The organism is Pseudomonas sp. 43A (genome assembly GCF_013363935.1).
GTDB lineage: Bacteria > Pseudomonadota > Gammaproteobacteria > Pseudomonadales > Pseudomonadaceae > Aquipseudomonas > Aquipseudomonas crudilactis.
Map to the genome: position 1 here is coordinate 5166031 of NZ_CP054880.1, position 14399 is coordinate 5180429.

A 14399-nucleotide genomic window follows, 5' to 3' on the forward strand; every position below is an offset into this window, starting at 1 on the left:
GGGTATCTATCTGTACGAGGGTGTTGAGAATCAGGTTTTTTTCGGCCCCTGAAGTTGCAGTTGTTCGGGGGTATCCGGCAGGCGTTCGACGACTGCCAGTTTTTCCGGCTGCTGACGGTTGCGCCAAAGACGAAAAGCATTGAGTTCATCGTCGAGGGTTTTCATCAGCCAGGCGAGGACGGCAATGTCGTCGAGCATGCCGAACACGGGAATGAAATCCGGAATCGCATCGACCGGACTGAGGAAGTACATCAACCCCGCCACGACCGAAATCAATGCTTTGCCACTGATGGCCCGATACTCGCCGCGCCAATAGGCCAGGCACAACGCCTGGAGTAAACGTAAGTCGTCCTTGAGTTTACCGAGACGATTGCCTTGCGCGGCGCCTTTGCTGGCAACCGCAAACAATAAGGTCGGCAAGCGGCCTCGTGCCAGCAGGCGACCGGCCAGGGGCAGGAATCGAGCGAAATTCCACGGAGCTTTCATCTATTCCTCCCGTTGAAATGTTATCCACACAAATTGTGGATAACCTTGTGAACAGAGCTGCATTTCAGCGCTGGAAGCCCCGTTTCATAAGGGCTGCGCTCAGATCGGGCGTTTTTTACTCACATAAAAAACCCCAATATTTCATTGACTTGGCTGCTCAGGGCGGCTAGCGATGGCAGTCTCATTGGCTATGACTCTCCCGACTGCCATCGGTTCGCTCTGTTTACCCTTGCCAGAGTCCAGATGCAACAACGCCCCGCATAAGCGAGGCGTTGTTGTTGAAGCCTTTACCAATTACTTGGCAGCAGCGGCTTCTTTGGCTGGATCCTTGATGGCCAGCAGTTCCAGGTCGAAGACCAGAACCGAGTTGGCCGGGATTGCCGGGCTTGGCGACTGAGCGCCGTAAGCCAGATCGCTAGGGATGTACAGTTTGTACTTCTCGCCAACGTGCATCAGTTGCAGACCTTCAACCCAACCCGGAATCACACCGCTCACCGGCAGATCGATCGGGCTGCCGCGCTCGACGGAGCTGTCGAAGACGGTGCCGTTGGTCAGCTTGCCGGTGTAGTGAACGGTCACTACGTCAGTCGGCTTAGGCTGTGGGCCATCGGCTTTCTTGACCACTTCGTACTGCAGGCCGGAAGCGGTGGTTGTTACACCAGCCTTCTTGCCGTTTTCTTCGAGGAATTTCTTGCCAGCGGCTGCCGACTCTTCGCTCATCTTGGCCATACGCTCTTCAGCACGCTTTTGCAGCGCGGCGAAGGCTTCGACCAGTTCTTCGTCTTTCAGCTTCTGTTCTTTCTTGCCAACGGCATCTTCGATGCCCTGGGCTACCGCTTTGGAGTCCAGATCATCCATGCCTTCCTGAGCCAGGCTCTTGCCCATGTTCAGGCCGATACCGTAGGAAGCTTTTTGCGCCGGGGTTTTCAGCTCTACGCTGGTCTGCGAATCACAACCCGCGAGGACCAGGCTAACCAGGGCAACCGCCGCCGCCAACCGATGCTGTTTCATGCTATTTCCTTGTTCATGCGCCGAAAGGGCAATCGAGTAAAGCCGCGAGCTTATCAGGCCGCCACGACCAATGGCTACCGGCATGAGAGCAGGAAACTTCCGATAAGTTCAGGGATTAAAACGCATTGGCGCGAAGCGACGATGAAGCTTCTGTCATCTTGTCCCGACAATCAGCGTCGTTTCTTCTTGCATCATCTGGCGTAATGGCCACTTGCCGCATAGTGCAGGCTCAGGCATAACAGCGGAACAATTCGACAAGGATGTTTATCTTGCGCCTTTTATTCCGTGTGCTGACTCTGATCGTCGTGCTGCTGGGAGTCGTCCTCGCAGTGATGCTGTACTACGTCGCCAACCCGAAATTGCCCTTCTACTCCCCCGCCGAGCAGGTGCATTACCTCGATCAGTGGAATGACGAAGACCGGCAAACCTACTATTTCACGCCTCAGGGCACGCAGGTCAAAGGCCTGCGCTATGAGTGGTTCCAGGCGTTGGAGCTGCCCTTCTCGGAGCGACGTTTCGCCTCACCCGATTACCTCGCGCGTTTCGGTTTTCTGATTGATCCGCAGCAGAAAGCCACGGCGAACAATCCGGGTAACCTCCCCGTCGGTTTTGCCCGGCACCAGAATCCCGGAAACTCCGAGCAATATCTGGACATCACTTGCGCCGCTTGCCACACCGGCGAATTGCGCTTTAACGGCCAAGCCGTGCGGATCGACGGTGGTACCGCGCAACATGTGCTGCCTTCCAGCGTTCCTACTTTGCGCGGCGGCAGTTTCGGACAGGCGTTGGTGGCAAGTCTGACCGCGATTTACTACAACCCATGGAAATTCGAACGTTTTGCCAGAACCGTGCTGGGCGACGAATACGACACGCGCCACGAGCAATTGCGCAAAGACGTCAAAACCTCTCTGAATACATTCATCAAGGTCGCCTGGAACGATACCCATCGCGGCCTCTATCCGACCGAAGAAGGTCCTGGCCGCGCCGATGCCTTTGGACGCATTGCCAATGCGACGTTTGGCGATGCGATTTCCCCCGCCAACTATCGCGTGGCCAATGCCCCGGTGGATTACCCGCAGCTGTGGGACATGTGGACATTCGATTGGGTGCAGTGGAACGGCTCGGCGCAGCAGCCGATGGCGCGCAACATCGGTGAAGCGTTAGGCGTCGGCGCCACCCTGAATTTTTTCGATGGCAACGGCCAGCCGCTGCAAGGCGAAGCACGCTATGCCTCCAGTGTGCGTGTGCGTGATCTGCACAAGATCGAAGAAACCCTGCAAAAGCTCAAGCCGCCCACCTGGCCTGAGGAGCTGCTTGGCGCCATCGACAAACCACAGGCAGTGAAGGGGCGCATGCTGTTTGCCGAGAATTGCGCCGGTTGTCACGTCCCGCGCCAGACTCAGGAAGGTCAGCGCTGGGTGCAGCATTTGCACATGCTGCCGGTCGACGTCATCGGCACCGACCCGACCGCCGCCAACAATATCGCCACCCACCGTTTCGACCTGACCGCCCTGCAATGGGATCTGAAGGAACTCGAAACCCTGGACGTCAAACTGCACCCGACGCCCAAGCAACCCCTGGATCTGAGCCAACTGTCGGTGGCCAGGGGCCTGGCTTACGTCACTGCCTTCGTCGAAGACCGCGCCTACCGCGACGCCAACGTCACACCACAGGAAAAGCCCCGGCTGGACGGCTTCGGCCTGCCAATCGGCGTGCGCGAAAAAGTCGCCTACAAGGCCCGGCCGCTAGCCGGTGTCTGGGCTACTGCGCCATTTCTGCACAACGGCTCGGTGCCGAGCCTTTATCAGTTGCTGTCGCCGCAAGATGAGCGCGCCACGACCTTTTTCAAAGGCACATTCGAATACGATCCGCGACATCTGGGTTATCGCACCGAAGCCTTTACCAATGGTTTCCTGTTCGACACGCGCATCACTGGCAACCACAACAGCGGCCATGAATTCCGCGCTGGCGAACGCGGCAACGGCGTGATTGGCCGGCTGCTGCAGCCCGAAGAACGCTGGGCGCTGCTTGAATACCTGAAAGTCCTCGGCGGCCCACTGGAGGCGCAACTGCCATGATCTCGGCCTTCAAGAAAGAACTGCCGCTGTTGGCCAGAGTCTGGTTGTGGCTTGGACGTCTGCTTGGCAAAGTCCTGCTGATAACGGTCATCATCGGCCTCCTCGGCTGGGCCACTGCCACGGCATGGTTTGCCTGGCAGCACCGCGGCCCGGTTTCGGCGCAGGAGCAGATTCCGCCCGGCGAAGCCGCGATGACTCAGGACGTGATTCAGACTGCCGTGCGCGTCGTCGATCAACATCGCGAAAGCACACGCTATCTGCGCGACGCACATGCCAAGGCCCATGGCTGCGTCAAGGCTCAGGTGCAGGTTCTACCGGAACTGGCGCAGTCGCTGCGACAGGGCGTATTCAGTGAGCCAGGCAAAACCTGGCAGGCAATGATTCGCCTGTCCAACGGCAATGCCTACCCACAGTTCGACAGCATCCGCGACGCCAGGGGCATGGCGATCAAACTGCTGGACGTTTCGGGAAAACAGTTGCTCGACAACCGCCAGGCAGTGCATGAACAGGATTTCGTGATGTTCAGCCATCCGAATTTCTTTGTCAGCGATGTCGCCGAGTATCGTCAGAATGTGGCAGCGCAGGCTGACGGCAAGAAGGTCATGGCGTTTTTCCCCGGGTGGGACCCGCGCAGCTGGCAGATCCGTCACTTGTTTATTGCCTTGGCAACATTGTCGCCGCCGCCGGACAGCCCGACGGCGACTACATACTTTTCGGTTTCGCCCTACAAGTTCGGCGACGCGAATGCAAAGTTTCGCGTAGCACCAGACCCAGACAATTGCCCCGCTTACACATTGCCCAAACAGAACCACGACCTGCCAAACTTCCTGCGCAGCGCGTTGAATCAGCAGTTGTCTGCAGATCGGGTACCGGCCTGTTTTATGCTGCAAATCCAGCGCCAGGATGCCAATAAATACATGCCGATCGAAGACACCAGCATCGAATGGCGCGAGCACGATGCGCCTTTCGAAACCGTAGCGCGAATCACGCTGCCGCCGCAGGATTTCGATAAGCCGGCGCTGAATCTGCAATGCGACAACCTGTCGTTCAATCCTTGGTTTGGCGTTGAGGCGCATCGCCCGATCGGCGGCATCAACCGGTTACGCAAAGCGGTGTACGAAGCAATTAGCGACTATCGCCATCAACGCAACAGCGAATGATCCGTATGGCGCCTGCTGGCAACAACGCTGGTCGATGCCGTAATCCTTCCGACAGTGGGCCAGGTCTTGCTCGGGAACAGAACACTGAGGATCCCGGCGTCGGCAACTTTGTCGACAAACATCGTTGGCGTGATCTCGCCAGTGATTAACTTCTGCTCAAGGCCTTGAGCCAGTTCGACAAGCAGCGCGCGGACCTTCGGCATGAGCGGCTTGGCAAAACGTAGCACCGCCCCATCGCGGGTGACGGCAAAAACACGCTGATGAGGTGCCATGATTACACGGTCCAGACTGACCTTGAGGTCCGCTGCAGAGAAGAAATTCTGCTGAAGCTCCACTTCGCTCGGAGCCAGACGTGCCGTTGGTAATGGCTGAATCGAATGGTAAATGCCATGCACACGAAATTCGCGGGGGATCAACGGATTGCCGTGCTGATCCTTGGGAAACAGTTGTGCCCGGTCGAAGCTGGCGTAAGGGCTGGAAACCGGTTCGGTCAGAATAAAAAAATCACTGACGTTATGTTTGAGAATGAAGCCGACATTGGGCTGCGCTGCTGTCGACTCAGGTGATTTGGTATGCAGATAAAGCGCAACATCCTTGGCATCCTGAAAGATCGGACCAAAGATCGGCATTGCTGAGTGTGCCGGCTGTACTTGCAGGATATCCGTCCTCCAACTGGCGTTGAGGTGGCCGCGGTGCCGCCAGAGATCACCGGTTACGACGACCGTTGTTGTTCCGGCGGCCAACGTCAGCAAGATCCACAGGCTGCTTGGAATCGAACCATATTCATACAACTCCTCGAAACGTCGAGGCTGGCCGCTACTTTTCCTGGTAAGGCGCGGCGAAAGCTCCTGCTCAAACGGCGAGTCTTTCGACGTGTATGACAGAAGCCCCCCATTACGCGCGGATAGATAACATTTCGCGAATTTTCGGTGCGTATTCATCACTTCCGACAAATCTGAAATTGCGAAGAAACGATTACGCTGAATCCATTCGGTTGTGGCCTCATCGGTACCTTGCGCTTTCACCGGACGGGCGTGAAAACTCGCCTCAAGGGTGAGGCCGCTCGGGACAATCAGCTCCCCCGCCGCGCTGACGACTACAGCGGGTATGCCAGGTTGCCTGGTGGTTGCATCGCCCTGATGATTCTTGTCGTCGGCCACCGGCGCATCTATGCGCTCTGCGCAAATGAATCGTGCATCAACGGTTTTCAGAATGAACCCGTTGAATTCGCCGTTTCGCGGGGCCTTCAACAGGCCGTGCAGGCATGCAGCGGCGTCATCGCTGGAAAGAAAGGCTGGACTGGATGACAGGAACGACAGCGCTTGGCCGTCATCGGCGGCAGAAATTTCAGCGGGATTTGGCATTGGATTGGCTCTCGTCGGGCAATTGGCTGGCTCTATGACGTAGAAGCGTCATGAAGAACATTGCTCATTGTCCGAAAGCGACGGAACCGGCAGGCACTACATAGTTATGGGTCGCGAAAAATACCCAAATCCCAGACAGCAAAAAGCCCGCACAAGGCGGGCTTTCTGTGGTGATCTGGCGTTCAGTGTTCCAGATTACCGAATATGGCGCAGCGGACGGGACTCGAACCCGCGACCCCCGGCGTGACAGGCCGGTATTCTAACCGACTGAACTACCGCTGCGCGAAACGCTTGAAACGAATGGTGGGTGATGACGGGATCGAACCGCCGACATTCTGCTTGTAAGGCAGACGCTCTCCCAGCTGAGCTAATCACCCTTCGCTTCGTTACGGGACGCATTATGCCACAAGTTTTCGTAAAGTGTTGATTTAATTGAAGTTTTTTTCAAATAAATCCGAAAACCGGTAAAGCGACACATCCCGCGGGTACAACTGTACAAACCTTGAGGCAGAAAAAAACCCGCTTTGGCGGGTTTTTCCGTGGTGACCTGGCGTTCAGTGGTCCAGGTTACCGAATATGGCGCAGCGGACGGGACTCGAACCCGCGACCCCCGGCGTGACAGGCCGGTATTCTAACCGACTGAACTACCGCTGCGCTAAACACTTGAAACGAATGGTGGGTGATGACGGGATCGAACCGCCGACATTCTGCTTGTAAGGCAGACGCTCTCCCAGCTGAGCTAATCACCCTTCGCTTCGGTGTGGCGCGCATTCTACGGAGCGACCCAACCTCTGGCAAGCACTTTTTTAAATAATTTTCTCAGGCCTTCCAAAGGCTTAGAGAAGGGTTGGCCTATGGGACGGCGAAGACAATAATGCCCCCCTTTGTATAAAGGAGAGACTCACCCCATGTGGTTCAAAAACCTGCTTATCTATCGCCTGACCCAAGACCTGCCTGTCGATGCCGAGGCGCTGGAAACTGCACTGGCCACCAAACTGGCGCGTCCATGTGCAAGCCAGGAGTTGACCACCTACGGTTTCGTCGCGCCGTTCGGCAAAGGCGAAGATGCTCCACTGGTGCACGTCAGCGGTGACTTCCTGCTGATTTCCGCGCGTAAAGAAGAACGCATTCTGCCGGGCAGCGTTGTGCGTGACGCGGTCAAGGAAAAGGTCGAAGAGATCGAAGCCGAGCAGATGCGCAAGGTCTATAAGAAGGAACGCGATCAGATCAAGGATGAAATCATCCAGGCGTTTTTGCCGCGCGCGTTTATCCGTCGCTCGTCGACCTTCGCCGCCATCGCGCCGAAACAGGGCCTGATCCTGGTCAACTCGGCCAGCCCGAAACGTGCCGAAGACCTCCTGTCGACCCTGCGTGAAGTGATCGGCACCCTGCCCGTCCGCCCGCTGACCGTAAAAATGTCGCCTACCGCGACCATGACCGAATGGGTCACCACGCAAAAAGCCGCCGACGACTTCTATGTACTGGATGAGTGCGAACTGCGCGACACCCACGAAGACGGCGGTATCGTCCGTTGCAAGCGTCAGGACCTGACCAGCGAAGAAATCCAGCTGCACCTGAGCACCGGCAAAGTCGTGACTCAACTGTCGCTGGCCTGGCAGGACAAGCTGTCGTTCATGCTCGATGACAAGATGACCGTCAAACGTCTGAAGTTCGAAGATCTGTTGCAGGATCAGGCGGAACAGGACGGCGGTGATGAAGCGTTGGGGCAACTGGATGCCAGCTTCACGCTGATGATGCTGACCTTCGGCGACTTCCTGCCGGCGCTGGTGGAAGCGTTGGGTGGGGAAGAGACTCCTCAAGGCATCTAAAGCCGTGTGATGTCCAAACTGTAGGAGTGAGCCTGCTCGCGATGAGGGACTGACATTCAACTTATGTGTTGATTGAAAGATCGCTATCGCGAGCAGGCTCACTCCTACATTTGTTTTGTGGTGTTCATTTAATAATAAGGATCAAGCCATGCGCGCACTGGCTGCACTCAGCCGCTTTGTCGGCAATACCTTCGCTTACTGGGTTCTGATTTTCGCGGTGATTGCGTTCCTGCAACCGGCGTGGTTCCTCGGCCTGAAAAGCGCGATCGTGCCGTTGCTCGGGCTGGTGATGTTCGGCATGGGCCTGACCCTCAAACTCGACGACTTCGCTGCCGTTGCCCGCCATCCATGGCGTGTGGCGCTGGGCGTGGTTGCACATTTCGTGATCATGCCCGGCGTAGCGTGGTTGCTCTGCCAGGTGTTTCACCTGCCGCCGGAAATCGCCGTCGGGGTGATCCTGGTCGGCTGCTGCCCAAGCGGCACGTCGTCCAACGTGATGACCTGGCTGGCTCGCGGCGATCTGGCGTTGTCGGTCGCGATCGCTGCCGTCACCACCCTCCTCGCCCCACTGCTGACCCCGGCGTTGATCTGGCTGCTGGCCTCGGCATGGTTGCCGGTATCGTTCATGGAGCTGTTCTGGTCAATCCTGCAAGTGGTGCTGCTGCCGATCATTCTCGGCGTAGTTGCCCAGCGGTTGCTCGGCGACAAGGTTCGTCACGCCGTAGACGTGTTGCCGCTGGTGTCGGTGGTCAGCATCGTGATCATCGTCACCGCCGTCGTGGCCGCCAGTCAGGCGAAAATCGCCGAGTCCGGCCTGTTGATCATGGCCGTGGTCATGCTGCACAACAGCTTCGGTTATTTGCTGGGCTACTTCACCGGGCGCCTGTTCAAGTTGCCGCTGGCCCAGCGCAAATCGCTGGCGCTGGAAGTGGGCATGCAGAATTCGGGATTGGGCGCGGCGTTGGCCAGTGCGCATTTTTCGCCATTGGCGGCAGTGCCGAGCGCGCTGTTCAGCGTTTGGCACAATATTTCCGGGGCACTGCTGTCGACGTACTTCCGGCGCATGAGTGAGAAGGAAGATCGCGATTCGCTGGCGCAACAAGCGGCCGACTGAGGCGCAAACTTGATCCCCGGGTTAATGCTCGTCAAACTATCGCGCAACGCGGGGACGACCCTGCGGCTCGATCGAGTCATTAATCTGGGGACGACCCCGTCAATCGATGGAGGTCTCTCATGTCCTGGATCATTCTGTTTTTCGCCGGCCTGTTCGAAGTCGGCTGGGCCGTCGGCCTGAAATACACCGACGGCTTCACCCGCCCACTCCCCACCGTTCTGACCGTTGCGGCCATGGCCATCAGCCTTGGGCTGTTGGGCCTTGCGATGAAGGAATTGCCGCTGGGCACGGCCTATGCGATCTGGACCGGTGTCGGTGCAGTGGGCACGGTGATTGCCGGGATCATCCTGTTTGGCGAGTCAATGGCATTGATCCGGCTGGCCAGCGTGGCGTTGATCATTACCGGGTTGATCGGGCTTAAGGTCAGCGCCTAGGCCTCGACCGCTATCGCGAGCAGGCTCACTCCTACAGGGGAACGCGTTTCAAATGTAGGAGTGAGCCTGCTCGCGATGAGGCCCACACAGTCACCGACTATCTAACTGCCCCGCGCAACTCCCCGACCAACCCCTGCAACTTCGCCGGCTCAGCCGCATCAACGCCCACCGGCGCACCCGCCACCAACGTCACCCGCGACCACAACCGGTGAAAAAAGCCCTTGTTCGGATCGCGACTGAAGAAACTCCCCCACAGCCCTTGCAACGCCAGCGGAATCACCGGCACTGGCGTCTCCTCCAGAATCCGCGTCAGCCCGCCCCGGAACTCGTTCATCTCGCCATCCGCCGTCAGCTTGCCTTCCGGGAAGATGCACACCAGCTCACCATCCTTCAGATATTGAGCAATCCGCGTGAAGGCCTTTTCGTAGATCTGGATGTCTTCGTTACGCCCGGCAATCGGAATTGTCCCCGCCGTGCGGAAGATAAAGTTCAGCACCGGCAAGTTGTAAATTTTGTAGTACATGACAAAGCGAATCGGCCGACGCACCGCGCCGCCAATCAGCAAAGCATCAACAAACGACACGTGATTGCACACCAACAGCGCGGCGCCCTCATCGGGGATCGCCTCGAGGTTGCGGTGCTCGACGCGGTACATGGAATGGCTGAGCAGCCAGATCATGAAACGCATGCTGAACTCGGGGACGATCTTGAAGATGTAGGCGTTGACGCCGATATTCAGCAGCGACACCACGAGGAACAGCTGCGGGATCGACAGCTTGGCCACGCTCAGCAGCACGATCGAGACGATGGCCGACACCACCATAAACAGCGCGTTGAGAATGTTGTTGGCGGCAATCACCCGCGCGCGCTCGTTTTCAGCGGTACGTGACTGGATCAAGGCATACAGCGGCACGATGTAGAAACCACCGAAGATGCCGAGGCCGAGGATGTCGATCAACACTGCCCATGTGTGCACGAAACCGAGCACTTCAATCCAGCTGTGGCCGGTGACGCTGTCGGGAATTCCGCCGGAATGCCACCACAACAGCAGACCGAACACGGTCAGACCGAACGAGCCAAACGGCACCAGACCGATCTCGACCTTGCGCCCGGACAGCTTCTCGCAAAGCATCGAACCCAGCGCGATGCCAACCGAGAACACAGTGAGAATAAGCGTTACAACAGTTTCATCGCCGTGCATCCACTCTTTTGCGTAGGCCGGAATCTGCGTCAGGTAAATCGCCCCGACAAACCAGAACCACGAGTTGCCGACGATCGAGCGCGACACCGCCGGGGTCTGGCCCAGGCCAAGTTTCAAGGTGGCCCAGGATTGGCTGAAGATGTTCCAGTTCAGGCGCATTTCCGGGGATGACGCAGCCGCGCGAGGGATGCTGCGGCTGGCCAGATAACCCAGCACGGCAATGCCGACAATGGCAGTCGAGACCAGCGGCGCGTAATGGGTCGATGACATGATGACCCCGGCACCAATCGTCCCGGCGAGAATCGCCAGAAACGTGCCCATCTCCACCAGGCCGTTACCACCCACCAGCTCATCCTCACGCAGCGCCTGCGGCAGGATCGAATATTTCACCGGTCCGAACAGCGCCGAGTGCGTGCCCATGGCGAACAGTGCCACCAGCATCAGCGACAAGTGATCAAAGAGGAAACCGACCGATCCTACGGCCATGATCGCAATTTCCGCGAGCTTGATCAGACGGATCAGCGCGTCCTTGGCGAACTTCTCCCCGAACTGCCCGGCCAATGCCGAGAACAGAAAGAACGGCAGAATAAACAGCAGCGCACACAGGTTGACCCAGATCGAGCGGTCACCCTCGATGGTCAAGCGATAGAGAATGGCGAGGATCAGCGACTGCTTGAACACGTTGTCGTTGAACGCGCCGAGCGACTGCGTGATGAAAAACGGCAAGAAGCGCCGCGTGCGCAGCAGGTTGAACTGTGAGGGGTGACTCATCTTCCGTGTTTCCCTGATGTTTAAGGTAGAGAGGCCTGGATACTGCTTATTGGATTCTCGAACCGCGATCCAGGCCACACCTTACCTAAACTTTTCAGGTTATTTCTTCAAACCTGCGATGCACGGCGAGACAAACAGCTCGCCTCGCCAGGCGCCTTGCACGGTGCGTTTGCCGACAATCAGCCACATTACCGCCAGCAACAGCACCAGCGCGGTACCGAAGACGCTGAAAAACGTCAGGTTCAGAGTGCTCGCCAGTTTCAGGGTTGCCAGCGAATACACGCCCAACGGGAAGGTGAATCCCCACCAGCCGAGGTTGAACGGAATGCCGTCACGCAAGTAACGCACGGTGATCAGCAGCGCCATCAGCATCCACCACAGACCAAAGCCCCACAGCGTAATCCCTGCAATAAGTCCAAGACCCGAAGCGATTTCGCCGATGCCCGGCAGACCGTTTGCCGCGAAGATCGCTGGCGCATCACCGCCCAGCAGCAACATGCCCAGCGCACCGGTGCCGATCGGGCCGAGGGCCAGCCAGCTCGAAGCGGCCATGTTTTCGTGGGGCAGTTTATGCAGAGCCATGCGCAGCAGCAGAATCGTCAGAATGCTGAACGCTACCGGTAGGGAAAAGGCCCAGAGCACGTAGCTCGTTGTCAGTACCACCAGTTGCGAATGGGCGTCGGTCAGGTGCGGAGCGAGCAAACCACCGCTGGCCGCTGCCACTTCTGCCGCCACTACCGGCAACAGCCAAACGGCGGTCATCTGGTCGATGCTGTGTTCCTGACGGGTAAACATCATGTACGGAATCAGCACGCCGCAAGCCAGCGACATGGCCACATCAATCCACCACAGCACTTCGGCGAGATGAATCACGCCGTCGCCCCAGCGCGGCAGACCAAACAACAGAAAGCCGTTGATGATCGTCGCCAGGCCCATCGGAATCGTGCCGAAGAACATCGATACCGTGGAGTGGCCGAAAATCCGCCGCGCCTCATCGAAGAACAAGATCCAGCGCGCAGCGTACGCAGCGGTAAACAGGGTGAACAACAGAATGTTGAACAACCACAAACCTTCAGCGAAAGCGTGCAGGCCTGGAATGGCCACCGGCAGTTGCGCCAGCGCCAACGCCAACACGCCGGTGCCCATGGTCGCGGCGAACCAGTTCGGGGTGAACTGGCGGATCACTTCGCGTGGATGCTGAAGCTGGCTGAACGGCTTGATGCCGGGTTTGGCGCTGTTGGGGCAAGTCATCATGGAGTCCTCTCCTCTGGTGAGGTTGAACCCATGGTAGAACCGAATCGAATATCTATATAACGGGTAATTTCTCTAACTGTTATCTGTTTTACCAATATGCAGTCAGACGCTGCCTTCGCTCTCGATCACCAGAATCCGCGCTGCGCCTTGTGGATGGGCGACGTGCTCGGTGCCGACGCTCGCATAGAAGATGTCGCCGACATCCAGCTGCACCTGTTTTTCTTCGCCCTGCTCGCGGTAATGCATCAGCACTTGGCCATCGAGCACCACAAACACTTCCTCGCCATCGTTGACGTGCCATTTGTACGGCTGATCCGTCCAGTGCAGGCGCGTGGTGATGCCGTTCATGTTGGCGATGTCCAGCGCGCCCCAGGCGCGCTCGGCGGTGAAGGCCTTGCTGCGAATAATCTTCATGAGTCGATCCGTGAGAAGAAGGCTGGGCAAGGCTAACCGAAAGCGCGCCGTTTATGGAACGCGGCACACTTTGGATGGCGCTGGACGCAGGCTCAGCAACAGGGCGCCGACAGCCAAGACGATCAAAATCGCCCCATAACCATCGGTGGTCGCCAGCAAACCGTAGTTGCGCGACAAGTGCCCGGCGAGCAATGCCGGCAGGCAGAACGCCAGATAACTGAGCACGTAATACGCGGCCATCAACCCGGCGCGCTCATGGGGCAAAGCCAGCGGCACGAGGCTGCGCACGGCACCGAGAAATCCCGAACCAAAGCCGCAACCGGCGACCAGCGTGCCGAGGAAAAACACCGACAGACTGGCACTGTGCACGCCCAGCAGAATCAACACCAGACCGATCGGCAGCAGGCTCGCGCCCAACTGCAATGCTCGCGCGGCAGAACGATTGCGCAGCGTGAAAATCATCAATGCACCGGTCACCGTCAGGGCAGCCACGGTTGCGCCGCCGATCAGATTGGAAGTCGAACCGGTGGCGGTGCGCACCAGCGATGGCGCGAGGGAGGCGTAGAAACCGCCGAGCGCCCAGGTTGCGGTGTTCAGCGGCAACACTCGCCACAACGTTGAACGTGCCTGCACCGGCACATGCAAAGTCGGCCGCAACGATGCCCACGCTCCGGCTTGCGGCGTAACGCTTTCCGGCAGACGCCAGACATAAATGCCCTGTAATACAAACAGTGCGAGCAGCAGCCAATAGGTCAGTTGCAACGGCGCCGGCGCAAATTCGGCCAACAAACCGCAGCCCATGCCGCCCAAGGCCATGCCGAGCAACGGCGCCACACTGTTGATCAACGGCCCCTGCTGGCGATCCGTGTCGAGCAGGGTCGCGCTTAAAACAGCGGTGGCCATGCCGGTGGCAAATCCTTGCAGAACACGCGCGCTGATCAGCCACGCCACGCTGTCGGCATAGATAAACAGCAGCATCGCCAACGCGTTGAGCAACACGGCGGTGAAGATCACCGGTTTGCGTCCCAGGTGATCGGACAGCGAGCCGACAGTTAATAGCGCCGCCAACAGGCTGAGGGCGTAGACGCCGAAAATCAGGGTCAGAACAGCTGCCGAGAAATGCAGTTGATCCTGATACAAGTGATACAGCGGCGTCGGCGCCGTGGAAGCAGCGAGAAAACTGAGTAAGGTGATCGCCAGAAACCACAGGCTGGATCGATTGGAAGCAAGGCTGATCATGGGCACACTCCGCAAAAGCTAATTTTTTGCTTTTGCGGAGTGTG

The 14399-nt window shown here is 58.1% G+C and carries 12 protein-coding genes and 4 tRNA genes; 5 read left to right on the forward strand and 11 right to left on the reverse strand.

The genetic code is table 11. The features are described from left to right. Nucleotides 1-30 precede the first annotated feature (30 nt). A complete protein-coding gene (locus HUW52_RS22515; protein ID WP_016987828.1) occupies nucleotides 31-486 on the reverse strand; it encodes a YkvA family protein in 456 nt (151 codons plus the stop codon). Between the two features lie 294 nt (nucleotides 487-780). Continuing rightward, on the reverse strand, nucleotides 781-1497 hold the full coding sequence (locus HUW52_RS22520) for an FKBP-type peptidyl-prolyl cis-trans isomerase (RefSeq protein ID WP_007919751.1): 717 nt from the start codon (nucleotides 1495-1497) through the stop codon (nucleotides 781-783). A gap of 269 nt (nucleotides 1498-1766) precedes the next feature. On the opposite strand from HUW52_RS22520, the gene HUW52_RS22525 reads away from it, so the two are divergent. Further along, nucleotides 1767-3575, forward strand: a complete 1809-nt coding sequence (locus tag HUW52_RS22525) for a di-heme-cytochrome C peroxidase (RefSeq protein WP_175554950.1) — start codon at nucleotides 1767-1769, stop codon at nucleotides 3573-3575. Further along, nucleotides 3572-4735 carry a catalase family protein gene (locus tag HUW52_RS22530; protein WP_175554951.1) on the forward strand — a complete coding sequence of 388 codons (1164 nt, stop codon included), beginning with the start codon at nucleotides 3572-3574 and terminating at the stop codon, nucleotides 4733-4735. Before HUW52_RS22525 ends, HUW52_RS22530 begins: the two co-directional genes overlap by 4 nt. Here HUW52_RS22530 and HUW52_RS22535 read toward each other — a convergent pair. From HUW52_RS22535 to HUW52_RS22555, 5 genes are all read right to left on the reverse strand, one after another. After that, the gene (locus HUW52_RS22535; RefSeq protein WP_175554952.1) at nucleotides 4717-6099 is read right to left on the reverse strand and encodes a hypothetical protein; all 1383 of its coding nucleotides are present in this window, start codon (nucleotides 6097-6099) and stop codon (nucleotides 4717-4719) included. The two genes, HUW52_RS22530 and HUW52_RS22535, sit on opposite strands and share 19 nt — an antisense overlap. Nucleotides 6100-6304: 205 nt before the next feature. Further along, nucleotides 6305-6381 (reverse strand) — tRNA-Asp (locus HUW52_RS22540). Between the two features lie 19 nt (nucleotides 6382-6400). Further along, nucleotides 6401-6476, reverse strand: a tRNA-Val gene (locus HUW52_RS22545). Between the two features lie 200 nt (nucleotides 6477-6676). Continuing rightward, nucleotides 6677-6753, reverse strand: a tRNA-Asp gene (locus HUW52_RS22550). 19 nt (nucleotides 6754-6772) lie between these two features. Beyond that, nucleotides 6773-6848, reverse strand: a tRNA-Val gene (locus HUW52_RS22555). Between the two features lie 159 nt (nucleotides 6849-7007). Here HUW52_RS22555 and rdgC point away from each other — a divergent pair. The 3 genes from rdgC to sugE all read left to right on the forward strand — a co-directional run bounded on the left by rdgC (nucleotide 7008) and on the right by sugE (nucleotide 9476). Further along, nucleotides 7008-7928 (forward strand): recombination-associated protein RdgC, encoded by a 921-nt coding sequence (gene rdgC / locus HUW52_RS22560; RefSeq protein WP_007919763.1) that lies wholly within the window; start codon nucleotides 7008-7010, stop codon nucleotides 7926-7928. 148 nt (nucleotides 7929-8076) lie between these two features. After that, nucleotides 8077-9042 (forward strand): bile acid:sodium symporter family protein, encoded by a 966-nt coding sequence (locus tag HUW52_RS22565; protein WP_095119977.1) that lies wholly within the window; start codon nucleotides 8077-8079, stop codon nucleotides 9040-9042. Between the two features lie 119 nt (nucleotides 9043-9161). After that, nucleotides 9162-9476, forward strand: coding sequence for a quaternary ammonium compound efflux SMR transporter SugE (gene sugE, locus HUW52_RS22570; RefSeq protein WP_003223093.1), 315 nt, complete (start codon nucleotides 9162-9164; stop codon nucleotides 9474-9476). Between the two features lie 97 nt (nucleotides 9477-9573). On the opposite strand, the gene HUW52_RS22575 is transcribed toward sugE, so the two are convergent. The 4 genes from HUW52_RS22575 to HUW52_RS22590 form a co-directional block, all read right to left on the reverse strand. Then, the gene (locus HUW52_RS22575) at nucleotides 9574-11448 is read right to left on the reverse strand and encodes an MFS transporter (protein ID WP_175554953.1); all 1875 of its coding nucleotides are present in this window, start codon (nucleotides 11446-11448) and stop codon (nucleotides 9574-9576) included. Between the two features lie 99 nt (nucleotides 11449-11547). Then, on the reverse strand, nucleotides 11548-12699 hold the full coding sequence (locus HUW52_RS22580) for a TDT family transporter (RefSeq protein ID WP_175555723.1): 1152 nt from the start codon (nucleotides 12697-12699) through the stop codon (nucleotides 11548-11550). Between the two features lie 105 nt (nucleotides 12700-12804). Then, nucleotides 12805-13116: a cupin domain-containing protein gene (locus HUW52_RS22585; protein ID WP_175554954.1), complete on the reverse strand. Its 312-nt coding sequence runs from the start codon at nucleotides 13114-13116 to the stop codon at nucleotides 12805-12807. Nucleotides 13117-13167: 51 nt separating this feature from the next. Further along, complete coding sequence (locus HUW52_RS22590; protein ID WP_175554955.1) at nucleotides 13168-14355, reverse strand: MFS transporter; 1188 nt, start codon at nucleotides 14353-14355, stop codon at nucleotides 13168-13170. Nucleotides 14356-14399 lie beyond the last annotated feature (44 nt).